Annotated in this window: 14 protein-coding genes and 1 other RNA gene; 6 read left to right on the top strand and 9 right to left on the bottom strand. The window is 65.4% G+C overall.

Going from position 1 to position 16,563, the window contains the following annotated elements; genetic code table 11:
• Positions 1–100: 100 nt before the first annotated feature.
• The 6 genes from lon to ATE64_RS11485 form a co-directional block, all read right to left on the bottom strand.
• Positions 101–2,497 (bottom strand): endopeptidase La, encoded by a 2,397-nt coding sequence (gene lon / locus ATE64_RS11505; RefSeq protein ID WP_058456076.1) that lies wholly within the window; start codon positions 2,495–2,497, stop codon positions 101–103.
• 133 nt (positions 2,498–2,630) lie between these two features.
• Positions 2,631–2,966 (bottom strand): YbaB/EbfC family nucleoid-associated protein, encoded by a 336-nt coding sequence (locus ATE64_RS11500; RefSeq protein ID WP_058456075.1) that lies wholly within the window; start codon positions 2,964–2,966, stop codon positions 2,631–2,633.
• Positions 2,963–4,654 carry a DNA polymerase III subunit gamma/tau gene (locus ATE64_RS11495; RefSeq protein ID WP_058456200.1) on the bottom strand — a complete coding sequence of 564 codons (1,692 nt, stop codon included), beginning with the start codon at positions 4,652–4,654 and terminating at the stop codon, positions 2,963–2,965. Before ATE64_RS11495 ends, ATE64_RS11500 begins: the two co-directional genes overlap by 4 nt.
• A 22-nt stretch (positions 4,655–4,676) precedes the next feature.
• On the bottom strand, positions 4,677–5,228 hold the full coding sequence (locus tag ATE64_RS11490) for a hypothetical protein (RefSeq protein ID WP_058456074.1): 552 nt from the start codon (positions 5,226–5,228) through the stop codon (positions 4,677–4,679).
• A gap of 43 nt (positions 5,229–5,271) precedes the next feature.
• Positions 5,272–5,369, bottom strand: an RNA gene (ffs, locus tag ATE64_RS21190) — signal recognition particle sRNA small type.
• Positions 5,370–5,470: 101 nt separating this feature from the next.
• Positions 5,471–5,830, bottom strand: coding sequence for a hypothetical protein (locus ATE64_RS11485; protein WP_058456073.1), 360 nt, complete (start codon positions 5,828–5,830; stop codon positions 5,471–5,473).
• A gap of 107 nt (positions 5,831–5,937) precedes the next feature.
• Here ATE64_RS11485 and moaC point away from each other — a divergent pair, with 107 nt between their 5' ends.
• The 3 genes from moaC (at position 5,938) to lexA (ending at position 8,341) form a co-directional block, all read left to right on the top strand.
• Positions 5,938–6,411, top strand: a complete 474-nt coding sequence (gene moaC / locus ATE64_RS11480; RefSeq protein ID WP_058456199.1) for a cyclic pyranopterin monophosphate synthase MoaC — start codon at positions 5,938–5,940, stop codon at positions 6,409–6,411.
• Positions 6,408–7,598: a molybdopterin molybdotransferase MoeA gene (locus tag ATE64_RS11475; protein WP_058456072.1), complete on the top strand. Its 1,191-nt coding sequence runs from the start codon at positions 6,408–6,410 to the stop codon at positions 7,596–7,598. The genes moaC and ATE64_RS11475 overlap by 4 nt, the downstream gene beginning before the upstream one ends.
• A gap of 65 nt (positions 7,599–7,663) precedes the next feature.
• Entirely contained in the window at positions 7,664–8,341 is a 678-nt protein-coding gene (gene lexA / locus ATE64_RS11470) for a transcriptional repressor LexA (RefSeq protein WP_058456071.1), read from the top strand.
• Here the strand turns inward: lexA and ATE64_RS11465 are convergent.
• Positions 8,295–10,379, bottom strand: a complete 2,085-nt coding sequence (locus ATE64_RS11465) for a ComEC/Rec2 family competence protein (protein WP_231729130.1) — start codon at positions 10,377–10,379, stop codon at positions 8,295–8,297. The genes lexA and ATE64_RS11465 overlap by 47 nt on opposite strands.
• A 123-nt stretch (positions 10,380–10,502) precedes the next feature.
• Here ATE64_RS11465 and gltX point away from each other — a divergent pair, with 123 nt between their 5' ends.
• Together gltX and ATE64_RS11455 are read left to right on the top strand one after the other, a co-directional pair.
• The gene (gene gltX / locus ATE64_RS11460) at positions 10,503–11,957 is read left to right on the top strand and encodes a glutamate--tRNA ligase (protein WP_082657714.1); all 1,455 of its coding nucleotides are present in this window, start codon (positions 10,503–10,505) and stop codon (positions 11,955–11,957) included.
• 35 nt (positions 11,958–11,992) lie between these two features.
• A complete protein-coding gene (locus ATE64_RS11455; protein ID WP_058456069.1) occupies positions 11,993–13,276 on the top strand; it encodes a citrate synthase in 1,284 nt (427 codons plus the stop codon).
• 138 nt (positions 13,277–13,414) lie between these two features.
• Here the strand turns inward: ATE64_RS11455 and ATE64_RS11450 are convergent, their stop codons facing one another.
• Positions 13,415–14,320 (bottom strand): hydrogen peroxide-inducible genes activator, encoded by a 906-nt coding sequence (locus tag ATE64_RS11450; RefSeq protein WP_058456068.1) that lies wholly within the window; start codon positions 14,318–14,320, stop codon positions 13,415–13,417.
• Between the two features lie 131 nt (positions 14,321–14,451).
• Between ATE64_RS11450 and ATE64_RS11445 the strand changes: the two genes are divergently transcribed.
• Positions 14,452–14,919: an EF-hand domain-containing protein gene (locus ATE64_RS11445; RefSeq protein ID WP_058456067.1), complete on the top strand. Its 468-nt coding sequence runs from the start codon at positions 14,452–14,454 to the stop codon at positions 14,917–14,919.
• Positions 14,920–15,144: 225 nt separating this feature from the next.
• On the opposite strand, the gene trmFO is transcribed toward ATE64_RS11445, so the two are convergent.
• Entirely contained in the window at positions 15,145–16,491 is a 1,347-nt protein-coding gene (gene trmFO, locus ATE64_RS11440; RefSeq protein WP_058456066.1) for a methylenetetrahydrofolate--tRNA-(uracil(54)-C(5))-methyltransferase (FADH(2)-oxidizing) TrmFO, read from the bottom strand.
• Positions 16,492–16,563 lie beyond the last annotated feature (72 nt).

The following is a 16,563-nucleotide window of genomic DNA, read 5'->3' as shown; positions in this document are numbered from 1 at the left end:
CCTTGTCAAAGCAAAAAAGGCCGAAAAACGCCCCAAAAGGCCGATTATGCGACGAATTTGGGTCCAAAAAGGGCCGGTGGCGCGAGCCGGCCCTTCGGGGTCAGTGCCGAATCGCGGATTCGGGGTCGCTGCCGGGCGAAATGGGCGGCGATGCGGCGAGTTCGTCGGCTTCGGTCCACTCGATCGGTTCGACCGGCGCCGCCAGCGCTTCGGCGAGCACCTGGTCGACATGGCTGACCGGAATGATCTTCAGCGACGACGTAATGTTCGCCGGAATCTCGACCAGATCCTTTTCATTCTCCTCGGGAATGAGAACGGTGGTGATCCCGCCGCGCAGCGCCGCGAGCAGCTTTTCCTTGAGCCCGCCGATCGCGAGCACACGGCCACGCAGCGTGACCTCGCCGGTCATCGCGACATCCTTGCGGACCGCGATGCCGGTGAGGGTCGAGACCATCGCCGTGACCATGCCGACGCCCGCCGACGGACCATCCTTCGGCACCGCGCCTTCGGGCAGGTGGATGTGAATGTCCTTGCGCGCGAACAGGCTGGGCTTGATGCCATAGGCAGGGGCGCGCGCCTTCACGAACGACAGCGCCGCCTGCACGGATTCGGTCATCACTTCGCCGAGCTTGCCGGTGGTCCGCACCTGGCCCTTGCCCGACGCGGTGACCGCCTCGATCGTCAGCAATTCGCCGCCAACCTGGGTCCAGGCGAGCCCGGTGACCGCGCCGACCTGATCCTCGCGATCCGAAACGCCATGGCGGAATTTCCGCACGCCGGCAAATTCGGCGAGATTGTCGGGGGTAACGACGACGCTTTCCGCCTTGCCCTCGAGGATCTTGCGCAGCGCCTTGCGCGCCAGACGCGCGATCTCGCGCTCGAGCGTGCGGACGCCCGCCTCGCGGGTGTAATAGCGGATGAGGTCGCGCAAGCCTTCGTCGGTCAGCTCGAACTCACCGGCTTTCAGGCCGTGCGCCTCGATCTGCTTCGCGATCAGGTGACGCTTGGCGATCTCGACCTTCTCGTCCTCGGTATAGCCCTCGAGCCGGATGATCTCCATGCGGTCGAGCAGCGGCTGCGGCAGGTTCAGCGAGTTGGCGGTCGTCACGAACATCACGTCCGACAGGTCGACATCGACCTCCAGATAATGGTCCTGGAACTTCGCATTCTGTTCGGGGTCGAGCACCTCGAGCAGCGCCGAGGCCGGATCGCCGCGGAAATCCTGGCCGAGCTTGTCGATCTCGTCGAGCAGGAACAGCGGGTTCATCGTGCCGGCCTTCTTGAGGTTTGTCACGATCTTGCCCGGCAGCGAGCCGATGTACGTGCGGCGGTGGCCGCGGATTTCGGCCTCGTCGCGCACGCCGCCCAGCGACTGACGCACAAATTCGCGCCCCGTCGCCTTCGCGATCGAGCGGCCGAGCGAGGTCTTGCCGACGCCCGGAGGGCCGACGAGGCACAGGATCGGCCCCTTCAGCTTGTTCGTGCGCGCCTGCACCGCCAGATATTCGACGATCCGGTCCTTGACCTTTTCAAGCGCATAATGGTCGTCGTCGAGAACGGCCTGCGCCTTCGCGATATCCTTCTTGAGCTTCGACTTCTTGCCCCAAGGCAGGCCGATCAGCGTGTCGAGATAGTTGCGCACGACGGTCGCCTCGGCCGACATCGGCGCCATCGCGCGGAGCTTCTTGAGCTCGGCGTTCGCCTTGGCCTTCGCTTCCTTCGACATTTTGAGGCTGTCGATCTTGAGCTGCAGCTCGGCGAGGTCGTCGCCGCCTTCGCCATTGTCGTTGCCGAGCTCGCGCTGGATCGCCTTCAACTGTTCGTTGAGGTAATATTCGCGCTGGCTCTTTTCCATCTGGCGCTTCACGCGGCCGCGGATCTTCTTCTCGACCTGCAGCACGCCGAGTTCGCCCTCCATGAAGGCGAACACCATCTCGAGCCGCTTCGCGGGCGCATCCTCGACAAGCAGAGCCTGCTTGTCCGAGACCTTGATGTTGAGATTGCCCGCGACCGAGTCGGCAAGGCGCGAGGCGTCGTCGATCTGCGACAGTTGCACCGCGGTCTCTGCCGGCATCTTCTTGTTGAGCTTGGCATAGCTTTCGAACTGGTCGACGACCGAGCGCATCAGCGCGGCGGTATCGACGCTGTCGTCGAGCGTGTCGGAGATCGGCTTTACCGTCGCCATCACCGCCTTGCCGTCATCGGCAAGGCTCGTCAGCTTTGCGCGTTCCTTGCCCTCGACGAGCACGCGCACGGTGCCGTCCGGAAGCTTAAGCAACTGCAAAACGGTGGCAATTACGCCGGTGTCGTAAAGATCGTCGCGCTGCGGGTCGTCCTCGCCGGGATCGAGCTGGGCGACGAGGAAAATTTCCTTGTCGCTTTCCATGGCGGTTTCGAGCGCGGCGACCGAGCGGTCGCGGCCCACGAACAACGGAACGATCATGTGCGGGAAAACAACGATATCGCGCAGCGGCAACAGGGGATAGGATTGCGTCATCAGGGCTCCTGGACGCGCGCCGCGACCCGGCGCGCCATCCTTCTTATAGGCGGTTCATCGCTAATATGGCGTAACTTGCCGCGCATTCAATGACGCAAGCCTGAACGGACGGCGGAAGCTGGGGACAAGACCGTCAGAACGGCAGCTTGAACCCCGGCGGGAGCGGCAGGCCGCTCGTCATCCTGCCCATTTCCTCGTTGCTTGCAGCATCGGCCTTTTCGCGCGCGTCGTTGAAAGCTGCGGCGAGCAGATCCTCGAGCATCTGCTTGTCGGCCGGGACCATCAGGCTGTCGTCGATGCTAATCGCCTTGATCCGGCCCTTGGCGGTCGCCGTGATCCTGACGAGGCCGCCGCCCGAGACGCCCTCGACCTCGACGGTGTCGAGCTTCGCCTGCGCCTCCTGCATCTGCGCCTGCACGGTCGCGGCGGCTTCCTGCGCCGCCTTCATCATTTCTTCGATCGATTTCATGGGTTGAACCTTTGGTGATTATGGTCGTCTTCGACAAGCCGCGCGTCGGGAAAAGCTGCCAAGGCGGCCTTTACGACGGGCAGTTCGCGAATCCGGGAGTCATTGTCGGCGAGCTTCGCCGCGCGCATCTGGCCGAGGCTCGGTCGCCCCTCGCCCTCACCCACCCGAACCTGCCAGCGGCTGCCGGTCTGGGCGAGCAGCGTTTCGCCCAGACGGCGCGCGAAATCGCCGTCGAGCGCGGCTGTCGGCGCATAGACGAGCCGACCAGGCTCGAGCTCCAGAAGTTTGAGATCATCATAAACTTGCCGTGCAAGTTGATGATTTCCAGTGCTTTCCAGAAGTTGATGGATTTGCGCGATGGTGAGTGCCGAGACCGGTGTTTCGGCGCTTTCGGGTGCAGACGCTTCGGCGACGGGCTCGACCGCCGCGCTCTCGCGCCCGGTCGGCGCGGGCGGCGCCCCGAGCGGCATTGCCGGCACTCCGCCCGATTCGAGCAGTTTCGCGAGTTCACCCGGATCGGGCATCGACGCCGCATAGATCACGCGCAGCAGCAGCATTTCGAGATGTTCGAGCGGATTGTTCGCGCGCAGCACCTCGTCATGCCCCTTGAGCAGGAGCTGCCAGAGGCGGTTGAGCGGCGCGAAACCGAGCTTCTGCGCCCAGTCGCCGATCCGTTCGCGGTCACTCGCCGCGAGCGCCGGGTCGTCGTGGCGCGACACCTTGGCGAGCGTGATCGCGTGCGTCAGGTCCATCAACCCGCGCACCATCGCGACGGGCTCGATCCCCAGCGCATATTGCGCGCGGGCAAGATCGATCGCCCCGCCGCTGTCGCCTTCGAGGATCGTCGCCATCAACTGCGTGATCGCGGTGCGATCCGACAGGCCGAGCATCGTCCGTACCTGATCGGCGCCGATCCGGCCGCCGCCGTCCAGATCGGCGTACGCGATCGCCTGGTCGAGGATCGACAGGCCGTCACGCACCGAGCCTTCGGCCGCGTTGGCGATCAGCCAGATCGCCGGCGCCTCGGCCTCGACGCCTTCCTTCTGCAGGATCGAGCTGAAATGCGCGAACAGCATATCGGGGGTGATGCGGCGCAGGTCGAAGCGCTGGCAGCGCGACAGCACCGTCACGGGCACCTTGTTCACTTCGGTCGTCGCGAACAGGAACTTGACGTGCGGCGGCGGCTCTTCGAGCGTTTTTAGCAATGCGTTGAACGCGTTACGCGACAACATATGCACTTCGTCGATGATATAGATCTTGTAGCGCGCAGACACCGCGGCATAGCGCACCGCCTCGATGATCTCGCGCACGTCGTCGACGCCGGTGTTCGACGCGGCGTCCATCTCGATCACGTCGATATGGCGGCCTTCGGTAATCGCGCGGCACGGTTCGCACACTCCGCACGGATCGATCGTCGGCCCGCCCTGCCCGTCGGGGCCGATGCAGTTCAATGCCTTGGCGATCAGGCGCGCGGTCGAGGTCTTGCCGACCCCGCGCACGCCCGTCATCAGAAAGGCATGCGCCAGCCGGTCGCGCGCGATCGCGTTGGCGAGCGTCTTCACCATCGCATCCTGCCCGATCAGCTCGGCGAAGGTTTGCGGGCGATATTTGCGCGCGAGGACGCGGTACGGGCCCGAAGAAGCGGGCGGAGGCGTCTCGGGAGCGTCGACGCCGGCTGCAGCGAAAATGTCTTCAGAATCGGTCACTTTGTCAGCTCAACCTCTTGGTCAGCGTCGCTCTCTCAAAAAATGCCGCAACCGCCTGCCCTGGATCTTTGGCTTCCAATGGTTCGTCTACGATCTCGCGCTCGACCGGAGCCAGATCGCGAACAATCGGCTGACTCGTCGATATAATTTCTACGCAATCCCAATCGGTAGCAATCATCCAAGATTCATCCCCTCCGAATGCAAAGCTGATAGGGGATTCCTTCGTCCAACCATGCCCTCCAACTTTGAACATGGCACGATTTGGTCTATCGAGCGGCCATAAATCGCATAGTCCATGCTCATCGAGGACCCGATACGCCGTCACATCGTAAAAGAGCACCTCGAAAACCCGGCTCTTCGTGTAGCTGAACAATTTGATCGCCAGCTTGAATTCGGAGGTAGCTTCGCCTTGGAGGGCGTAGTGAGCGTAGCGGCCATCGTCGAGACGCGTCGTCGCGTGCAACTCCCCTGTCAGATATGCGACCCGCAACACCTGAAGATCGTCGTCGGAATAATCCGTCATCCACGACTTAAAGAAGATAGCGGAATCGCTCATGGCCCCGTCTTAGGGGCCGGGCGCGGTCTTGTCGAAGGGGGAAATGGGTGGGAGCCGGAACGACCCGCAGCGAATTCGTTGCGGCTGCTTCCTTCCGGACCTGACCGGGTTGGCGAAGACTGCGTCCGCCCGACTCCCGCGGCGCATATGGCGGGGATGGTGATGAAATGCAAGATCGGCCGGGTCGACCGGCGTTTCGTCTGTTTTGGGGTGGGAAGCGGATGCTCCTCAGCAAATGCCAGCTAAGGGACGAATACGCCGTAAACCTCCACATCGCCACATTCGTAGAGCTTCAGATGAAGTGCGAGGTCGCTCACCGGTTCGGCACGCGTGGTGAGGTCTACAAGCGCTAGCCAATGGCCGTCCATCCAACGATAGACGGACCTCTCCCACGTTTGCTCATTTAAGGTGGAAAGCTCGTCGCCGTAGGCCGAAATGCTCTCCGCTATCCATCTAGCAGTATCGGCCCCGATTGGCTTTACACCATCGATCGGATGCTCCCGAAGTTGGTAGTCCCCCACCACAAACGCCTCTGCAATCTGCCGAAACGTCGAGCGAAGCGGCTGGGGCACCGAATGCTCAGCATCGTCCTTCTGCAACATTAATTACCTTCCGCTGCCCGTAATTACCGGATCGCTCGATGTCTGCAATCGGTCGATTCCTGCCATTCCCCTTGCCTTTCCAGCCCTGCCTTGCTTCGCTCCCGACGATGAAACCCAAACCGACTCATCTCGACGACACCGGCACCGCGCATATGGTCGATGTCGGGACCAAGCCCGCCACGGGGCGCCGCGCCGTCGCGGGCGGCCGGATCACGATGTCAGCCGATGCGCTCGACGCGATCCGCAGCGGCAACGCGCCCAAGGGCGACGTCCTCTCGACCGCCCGCATCGCCGGCATCATGGCCGCGAAGCGCACGGCCGACCTGATCCCGCTCTGCCACCCGCTCGCGCTCACCCAAGTGTCGGTCGAGTTCGCATGGGAAAGCACCGGCATCGCCGTGCGCGCCACCGCCGCGACGACCGGCCCGACCGGCGTCGAAATGGAGGCGCTCACGGCTGCATCGGTCGCGCTCCTGACACTCTACGACATGGCGAAGGCGCTCGACCGCGCGATGATCCTCGGCGATATCCGCCTGCTCGAAAAGAGCGGCGGTCGCTCGGGCGACTGGCGCGCCGAATGAGCGGCCTGCTCCCGGTCGAGGAGGCGCAGGCCCGGCTGCTGGCCCTGCGAGGGCCGCTCTCTAGCGAGAATGTCATCTTTTCCCAGTCGCTTAGACGATATCTCTCGCAGGACATCCTCGCCCAACGCGACCAGCCTTCAGGCGACCTGTCGGCGATGGATGGCTACGCCATCCGCGCCGCCGACCTGCCCGGCCCGTGGGCGGTGACCGGCGAAATCGCTGCGGGAAGAGTGCCGTCCCAGCGTGTCGGTCCCGGCGAGGCGATGCGCATCTTCACCGGCGCGATGCTTCCCGAGGGCGCCGACACGATCGTGATCCAAGAGTATGCCATTGCCGAGGGTACGCATTTGCGCCTCGCCACCGCTGACGAGATCCGGCCCGGCCAGCACGTCCGGTCGCGCGCGAGCGACTTTCCGGCGGGCGCGCGCCTTCTCGCCGCCGGAACCCGCGTCACGCCCGGCGTCATTGCCGCCGCGATCATGAGCGGCGCCGCGCAGTTGCCGGTAGGCACCCGCCCGCGCGTCGCGATCATCACCACCGGCGACGAGCTCGTCCAGCCGGGCCACGCGCTCGCGCCCGGCCAGATCCCCGACAGCAACGGCACAATGCTCGCGGCGATGCTCGGGACCGAGCCCGCCGACGTCTCGCTGCCGTTGCACATTCGCGATGACCGGCTGATGATATCGCGTGTTCTCAGGGATCTGGCGCGACGTCACGACGTCATCGTGACCGTCGGCGGCGCCTCCGTCGGCGATCATGATCATGTCCGCGGCGCGCTTGAGGACGCTGGCGGCTCTCTCGATTTCTGGAAGATTGCGATGCGCCCGGGCAAGCCCCTGATCGCCGGCCGCATCGGCGACGCCATATTGCTCGGCCTGCCTGGGAATCCCTCGTCCGCCTTTGTCACCGCGACGCTGTTCCTCCTCCCGCTCGTTCGCCACCTCGCCGGCGCGCACGCGCCGTTACCCGAGGTTCGGCAGGCCCCGCTCGCCGCCGCGCTCGGCCCCGGCGGCAAGCGGCGCGACTATCTCCGCGCACGGCTGGAGGGCGGCTTGCTCTCGGTCTTCGACGGTCAGGATAGCGGCCGCACCGCGCCGCTCGCCGAAGCGAACGCGCTGGTGATCCGCGACATCGCTGCGCCGGCGCGCTTGGTGGGTGAACAAGCGGACTATATCGCTATCGCTTGACAAGTTCCGGTTTGTTCCACTATCGTTCTCCCTATGTCCGGAACTGACATCATGGAGAACAAGCGATGTTGACCGCGAAGCAGCACGAACTGCTCCACTTCATCCAGCAGCGCCTTGACGCGAGCGGCATTTCGCCGTCGTTCGAGGAAATGAAGGAAGCGCTGGGCCTGAAGTCGAAATCGGGCATCCATCGCCTGATAAGCGCCTTGGAAGAAAGGGGTTTTCTCCGCCGCCTGCCCAACCGCGCCCGCGCGCTCGAGGTGCTGAAGGTGCCCGAGGCGGCCAAGACGCCCGTGCGCAACGATAATGTCGTTCCGCTCCGCAAGCCCGCCCCCTCGCTCAAACCGATTGCCGCGAACGATATCGTCGAGGTGCCGCTGCACGGAAAGATCGCGGCTGGCGTCCCGATCGAGGCGTTCGAGGATCACAACCAGCTAGCGGTTCCCGCCGCGCTGCTCGGCGCCGGCGAACATTACGCGCTCGAGGTTTCGGGCGATTCGATGGTCGAGGCGGGGATTTTCGACGGCGACTATGCGCTGATCCAGAAGGTCAGCACCGCTCGCGAGGGCGATATCGTCGTCGCGCTCGTCGACGGACAGGATGCGACGCTCAAATTCTTCCGCCGCGAAGGCAAGATGATCCGGCTCGATCCTGCAAACAGTTCGTACGAACCCCAGCGCTACGAAGCTGGGCGCGTCATTGTGCAAGGGCGGCTTTCGGGACTGCTTCGTCGTTACCACTGACCTGCGGCGCATTGCGCCACGGATGGCCGTCGCCCGCCGTCAGCGCGGCGACGGCTTTCGGCTTTTCGCCAAGGTAGATGGCAAGCCCGCCGCTTTCCGCCAGACTGTCGCGGTCGATCGTCAGCCAGCGCCCGACGCATTCGCGTGGTAGCCAGCGGTCGCTGATCACCACATCGGCGGCGGCACAGGCGGGCGCCATCACGCTTCCCTCGATCCGGTCGCGGCCGCGTGAGGCGAGGACGATGCGGCCTTCCTGTACCCAGCGGCAGAAATCGACATTGCACTCGACATGGTCGAGCATGGCCAGCGCGCCCAGCGGCGCGTCGCTGCCGCCCGCCTCGTTCATCGTATCGCGGACGAAATCGCCCGCGCGATCGCGCAGCAGCGCATAACCGCCGCCGGGCACGGCAGCGGCGATGTTTCGACCATCGGCAGTGATCAGCAAATCGGGGCGCGGCTGCAGGACGAGCACCGCCATGCCCGCGACGAGCGGAGCGAGTCCCCACCAGCGCCATGATCGCTGCCAGACGAGAATCCACAAGCCGCCAGCAATCGCCAGCGCAAACGCCCATGCCGGAAACCGCGGCAGCGTAGCGACTGCACCCGGCGCGTCGGCGACATGATGCGCGAGTGCAATCAGGACTCGCAGGGCCTGCTCGGCAACCCACCAGAAGGGTGCTCCGAGCCCCAGGCTGTCGAACAGCAACGCGAGCGCCTCGAACGGCATGACAACGAAGGTCGTCAGCGGAATCGCGACGACATTTGCCAGCGCGCCATAAAGTCCGGCCTTGTGAAAATGGAACAATGCGATCGGCGCCAGCGCGACCTCGACCACCAGACCGGTGACCAGCAGGCCGGCGATCCCGCGCGCCCAGCGTCGCACCAGTCCCTCGTCGCGCCGCGCCATGAAGCGCTGCATCGCGGGGCTTTCGTGCAGCACGACGATCGCCGTCACCGCCGCGAAGCTCAGCTGGAAGCTCGGCCCGACGAGCGACTCGGGCCGCCAGACGAGGACGATCAAGGCGCCCGCCGCGACCAACCGCAAGGTCAGCGCCTCGCGCCCCATCAGCAAGGCCACGAGCACCAGCAGCGCCGCGATCAGCGATCGCAATGTCGGCACCTCGGCGCCCGCTAGCCACGTATAGCCCGCCCCCGCCAGCGCCCCGGCGGCCGCCGCGACCGGCAGCACATATCCGCCCAGTGCCAGGCGCGGGCTCAGGGCGAACAGCCGCCGCGCAAACAGCATGGCAAACCCGATCACCGCGGTGACGTGCAACCCGCTGATCGACAGCAGGTGCGCCAGCCCGCTTCGTCGCATCGCCTCCTCGTCTTCGGCGGAGATCGCCCCCCGGTCGCCGGTGACCAGCGCCGCCGCGATCCCGCCCGGCGAACCCTCGATCTGGCGGTGGATATGCTCGCTCAGCCGGGCGCGCAGCGGTTGCCTGCCCTGCCCCGCACCCGGCGCGCGCGAAACATCGCCCAACACCGTTCCCACCGCACCGATCCGGTCGAACCACGCCCGCTGCGCAAAATCATAGCTTCCGGGCAGGCTTGCCGCGGGCGGCGGCATCAACCGCGCGCGCAGCCCGATCCGCTCGCCCGGCATGATCGTGCCGCGCGCTTCGCCCCGCAGCGTGACGCGAACTCGCGGCGGCAGGTCGTCGCGTCCGCGCGGGCGCAGGATCAGTCGCGTCTCGCCCCGCGCCGGCAGCGGTTCGACGGCCTCGACCTCGGCCGAAAAAGCCGTCGTCGCGGGCTGCGCCAGCACCGGCGCACCGACCGATGTCGCGCGCGCCCATATCAGCAGCACCCCGATCGCGATGATGCCGCAGCCCACCATGACCATGCGGCCGATCCGGCTCGACCATCCGATGAGCAACCCCGCCAGCCCGCCGCTCGCGAGCATGAACAGCAAGCCGGTCCAGTGCGCCGCCGCAGGCAAGGCGAACCATGCCGCGATGCCCGTGCCGAGCGCGACGGGCAGCCACAACCCCGTCCGTTCCCGCTCGCTGTCGAGTCGCGCTTCGATGTCGGCCAAAAGCCGGCGCAACGGCGCCGCAAAGCGCAGGCCAATGGGCGTTTGAAGCCGCCTTGTCGCCATGCTAGGGGCTGCCCCGACCTCCGACCCTCAAGGGCGGCAGAATGAAAGAAAGAGGCCAAGGTGGCAACCGAAACCCCAACCGATCTGGCAGAAGCGACCGGCGCTGACGTCGTGACGCGCTTCGCCCCCTCCCCGACCGGCTATCTCCATATCGGCGGCGCGCGCACGGCGCTGTTCAACTGGCTGTTCGCGCGCCACCACGGCGGCAAATTCCTGCTCCGCATCGAGGATACAGACCGCGCACGCTCGACCGACGCCGCGATCGACGCGATCCTCGATGGGATGCGGTGGCTCGACCTCGATTGGGACGGCGAGACCGTCTATCAATTCGCGCGCGCGCCGCGTCATGCCGAGGTTGCGCACGAACTGCTTGCGAGGGGCGAGGCCTATCGCTGCTACCTGACGCAGGACGAACTCGCCGCGATGCGGGCCGAGGCGCAGGAGAAGCGCATTCCTTTCCGTGTCCGCAGCCCCTGGCGCGACCGCGAGGACGGCGATCCGGCGGTCCCGCACGTCATCCGCCTGCGCGCACCACAGGAGGGAGAGGTGACGATCCACGACCGCGTGCAGGGCGCGGTCACCGTCCAGAATGCCGAGCTCGACGACTTCATCCTGCTCCGCAGCGACGGCACGCCGACCTATATGCTCAGCGTCGTCGTCGATGACAATGACATGGGGATCACCCACGTCATCCGCGGCGACGACCATCTCAACAATGCCTTCCGTCAGCTCGCGCTGATCCGCGCGATGAACTGGCGCGAGCCGATCTATGCCCATGTGCCGCTGATCCATGGCGCCGACGGCGCGAAGCTGTCGAAGCGCCACGGCGCGCTTGGCGTCGACGCCTATCGCGACGAGCTTGGCTATCTGCCCGAGGCTATCAACAACTATCTCCTCCGCCTCGGCTGGGGGCATGGCGATGCCGAGATCATCAGCCGAGAGCAGGCGGTCGAATGGTTCGACCTCGCCAATGTCGGCCGCTCGCCGTCGCGTTTCGACTTCAAGAAGCTCGAAAATCTCAACGGCCACTATATCCGCGAAGCCGATGACGCCCGCCTCGCCGGCCTTGTTGCGCCGCGTGTCGAAACGCTCGTCGGCCGCGCGCTCGGCGATGCCGACCGTGCGCTGCTCACCCGCGCGATGGCGTCGCTGAAGCCGCGCGCGAAGACCCTCGACGAAATCGCCGAAGGCGCGCTTTTCCTTTTTGAAATCCTGCCGCTGGCGGTGGACGAAAAGGCGGCGCAGGTGCTAAGGGACGCTCCGGAGGGAGTGCTCGCGAGCGTCACCGAAAAGCTGCGCGACCTGAACGGCTGGACTGGCGAAGATATCGAGGCGGCGGTTCGCGCGACGAGCGAGTCGGCCGGAGTCGGGCTCGGCAAACTCGCGCAGCCGCTGCGCGCCGCGCTCACCGGGCGAACGGTGTCGCCGGGGATTTTTGACGTCTTGCTGCTGCTCGGCCGTGATGCGAGCCTGGCGCGACTTGACGCAGCGCACAATTATCCGGCAGGGGCGTAACGCAACGTTTCCCGCCCTAGCATCAGGGGAAGAAAATGACCGATACTGCAAAGATCACCCTGGGCGACACCACTGTCGAGAATCCCGTGCTGAAGGGCACGGTCGGCCCCGATGTCGTCGATATCCGCAAATTCTACGCCCAGACCGGCGCCTTCACCTATGACCCGGGCTTTACCTCGACCGCGAGTTGCGAGTCGCAGATCACCTACATCGACGGCGACGAGGGCGTGCTCCTCCACCGCGGCTATGCGATCGGCGACCTCGCCGAAAATTCCAGCTTCATGGAAGTCTGCTACCTGCTGCTCAACGGCGAGTTGCCGAACGCGCAGGAACTCAGCGATTTCGACAATACGATCACGCGCCACACGATGCTGCACGAGCAGCTCGCGACCTTCTACCGCGGCTTCCGTCGCGACGCGCACCCGATGGCCGTCATGTGCGGCGTCGTTGGCGCGCTCTCGGCCTTCTATCACGACTCGACAGAGATTCACGACCCGTACCAGCGCATGGTCGCGAGCCACCGGCTGATCGCGAAGATGCCGACGATCGCGGCAATGGCGTATAAATATTCGATCGGTCAGCCCTTCGTCTATCCGCGCAACGACCTCAGCTACACCGGCAATTTCCTCCGCATGACCTTCGGCGTTCCCGCCGAGGAATATGAGGTGGTTCCCGCCGTCGAGCGGGCGCTCGACCGCATCTTCATCCTTCATGCCGATCACGAACAGAACGCGTCGACCTCGACCGTCCGCCTCGCGGGCTCGTCGGGCGCCAATCCCTTCGCGTGCATCGCGGCGGGCATTGCTTGCCTGTGGGGCCCCGCGCATGGCGGCGCGAACGAAGCGGCGCTCAACATGCTGCGCGAAATCGGTCGTCCGGAACGCATTCCCGAATATATCGCGCGCGCGAAGGACAAGGATGATCCGTTCCGCCTGATGGGCTTCGGCCACCGCGTGTACAAGAACTACGACCCGCGCGCGACCGTGATGCAGAAGACGGTGCGCGAGGTGTTCGACGCGCTCAAGGTCAACGACCCGGTGTTCGAGGTCGCGCTGCAGCTCGAGGAAATGGCGCTCAACGACAGCTATTTCGTCGAGAAGAAGCTGTTCCCGAACGTCGACTTCTATTCAGGCGTGATCCTCTCGGCGATCGGCTTCCCGACGACGATGTTCACCGCGCTGTTCGCACTCGCCCGCACCGTCGGCTGGGTCGCGCAGTGGAACGAGATGATCTCGGACCCCGCGCAGAAGATCGGCCGTCCCCGTCAGCTCTACACCGGCCCGACGCACCGTCCGTACGTGCCGGTCGACCAGCGCTAGGCGCGGTCAGGTCAACGGCAATAGCAAAAGGGGCCGTTTTGCGGCCCCTTTTTTCGGAAGCGAATAGCGGGCAACGGCCGGTTGCGGTCGTTAGCCGCCTCTCCCCCTCATGCCGGATTTGATCCGGCATCGATGGGGCTAGTTCGCCTGATGCTTGCGAAAGATGTCCGCGAGCATCCGGAACTCGTCGGCGCGCGGACTGCCCTTGCGCCAGACGAGCGCGATCGTGCGCCAGTCGTGATCCGAATCGAGCGGGCGCGTGTCGATGTCGGTGTGATCGAGGATCCCCGCCTCGATCGCCATCTGCGGCAGCATTGTGATGCCGAGGCCGTTGTCGACCATCTGGACGAGCGTGTGGAGCGACGTGCCCATCATGCGGGCCCCGGCGCGCAGTTCGGGGCGGTTGCATGCGGCGAGCGCGTGATCCTTCAGGCAATGGCCGTCCTCGAGCATCAGCATCTGCGCGGGGTCGAGCTGGTCGGCGCTGACCATAGCTGGGAGATCCTCGGCCTGGTCGCCCGGGAAGGCGACGAACAGCGCGTCGTCGAACAATTTCTCGCTCTCGACGTCGCCGCAGGCATAGGGGAGCGCGAGGAGGACGCAATCGACCATGCCGTGGTGGAGCGACTCGCACGCCTGCGCGCTCGGTTCCTCGCGGAGAAACAGCTTGAGCGAAGGGCGTTCCTTGCGAAGGCGCGGAAGCAGGCCGGGAAGCAGAAAGGGCGCGATCGTGGGGATCACGCTCATGCGCAGCTCGCCGACCAGCGGGGCAGCGGCAGCCGCCGCCATATCGGCCAGTTCCTCGGCCTCGCGCAGCACGCGATGCGCCTTGTCCACGATCGCATTGCCGAGCGTGGTGAAGCGGACGACGCGGCGGGTGCGCTCGACGAGCGTCTGACCGAGCAGCGTCTCAAGCTCGCGAATCCCCGCCGACAGCGTCGACTGCGTCACATTGCACGCGTCGGCGGCACGTCCGAAATGGCCGTGCTCATGGAGCGCGACGAGATATTGCATCTGCTTCAGCGAAGGGAGGTAGTTGTGCATTGATCGGATATAGCCATGGATTTTTCATTTTTGAACAGTTTGCTCGATATATATATTCGCGACCATATTGGTGGCGTTTTCCGCTGGCGCGCGACGTCCTGTGCTAGCTAAGTCGCAGGACGGAGGGCTTTATGGCGGTTTCGCGATTCCTGATCGGCGGCGTGGCAAGCGCGCTGCTGCTGACCGGCGGGCTCTTCTTGTGGAAGGGCTACAGCCAGATCGCCGAGGAGGAGGAGCTGCCTGAACCGCCGCCAGCCTTGCCTGCGATCCCGGTCGCGGGAGCAGGTGCGCCGAAGCGCGGACCAGCACCGCCCGAACTGCCCGCCGCGAAAGAGGCGTCGCGCGAAGAGCGGCGCTTCAACCGCTTCGATCGCGACCGGAACAACAGGATCAGTCGCGTCGAACTGATGTCGGCGCGCACGGCAGGATTTCGCAAGCTCGACAAGGATGGCAACAATCTGCTGACCTTCGAGGAATGGGCGGCGGCGACGGGCGAGCGCTTCGCGGGGGCCGATGCCGACAAGTCCGGCGACCTGACACGCGCCGAGTTCGCAACGACCGCGCCGAAGCGGGCCCCGAAGGCGAAGTGCAGCTGCTGAGAAGATAGGGCTCGGGCGTAGTGTCTGGAGTCGACCGGAAGCTGACCTATCCTGCATCGTCACCCTGAACTTGTTTCAGGGTCCATGATCCGCCGTTTCCTTCGGCGCGGCGCCGGATGTAAGGCCCGGCCATGGATGCTGAAACAAGTTCAGCATGACGAGGTTTAAGGACAGCTCCCCACCCCAAAGCCGCCATTCCGACGTCTCAGCCGCCGCAGCCCGCGCCTAGGCCGCAACGCCGTCCGCGACCTTCATCCACTCCGCCAGCGCCTCGCCCGCGCGCCGGGTGTAGCCGAGTTTTCGGTCTTTCTTGCGGACATCTTCGGCGAGCGGCGGGAAAAGGCCGAAATTGACGTTCATGGGCTGGTAGGATGCGGCGTCGGCGCCGCCGGTGATGTGGCCGAGCAGCGCCCCGAGCGCGGTTTCGGGTGGCGGCGCCGCAAGCGTGCGCCCGCCAAGCTCGGCGATGGCGAAGCGCGCGGCGACGAGGCCGATCGCGGCGCTCTCGACATAGCCCTCGCAGCCGGTAATTTGCCCGGCAAAGCGGATGTGCGGCGCCGATTTCAGGCGAAGCTCGCCGTCGAGCAATTCGGGCGAGCGGATGAAGCTGTTGCGATGCAGGCCGCCGAGGCGCGCGAACTCGGCCTTTTCGAGGCCGGGGATGGTGCGGAACAGCTCGACCTGCGCGCCGTGCTTGAGCTTGGTCTGGAAGCCGACCATGTTCCAGAGCGTACCGAGCGCATTGTCCTGCCGCAACTGGACCACCGCATAGGGCCATCGCCCGGTGCGCGGATTGTCGAGGCCGACGCCCTTCATCGGACCGAAGCGCAGCGTTTCGACGCCGCGCTCGGCCATCACCTCGATCGGCATGCATCCCTCGAAATAGGGGGTGTCCTTCTCCCAATCCTTGAAGCCGGTCTTGTCGCCGTCGATCAGCCCCTGGACGAAGGCGTGATACTGGTCCTTGTCCATCGGGCAGTTGATATAGTCCTTGCCGTCGCCGATTGGCCCGACCTTGTCCCAGCGGCTCGCCATCCAGGCGACGTCCATGTCGATGCTGTCGCGGTAGACGATTGGCGCGATGGCGTCGAAGAAGGCGAGCGCATCCTTGCCCGTCGCGGCGCCGATGCTTTCCGCGAGGCCAGCCGCGGTGAGCGGGCCGGTGGCGACGATCGTCAGGCCTTCGCTCGGCAGCGTGTCGATGCGTTCGCGGACGATGGTGATATTGGGATGTTCGGAAAGCGCCCTGGTGACGCCGCCCGAGAAGAGGTCGCGGTCGACCGCGAGCGCCGACCCCGCGGGCACTTTGGTGGCGTCGGCCTCGCGCATGATGATCGAGCCGAGCGCACGCATCTCGCGGTGGAGCAGGCCGACGGCGTTGCTGTCGCCGTCGTCGCTGCGGAAGCTGTTCGAGCAGACCATCTCGGCGAGCGTGTCGCCCTGATGCGCCGGGGTCATGTCGCCGCCCCCGCGCATTTCGGACAGGCGTACGCGATAGCCCGCCTCGGCAAGCTGCCAGGCGGCTTCGGAGCCCGCGAGGCCGCCGCCGATGATGTGAATGTCGTGAGCCATTTACGCTATCCGTTGACTTATACTTGATGCGCCGCGCACTAGGCCGGTTGCGGGCAAGATGCAAAGGGGACG

Source organism: Sphingopyxis sp. H073 (assembly GCF_001468395.1).
Taxonomy (GTDB): Bacteria; Pseudomonadota; Alphaproteobacteria; order Sphingomonadales; family Sphingomonadaceae; genus Sphingopyxis.
This window is presented reverse-complemented; position numbering and strand designations above follow the sequence as displayed.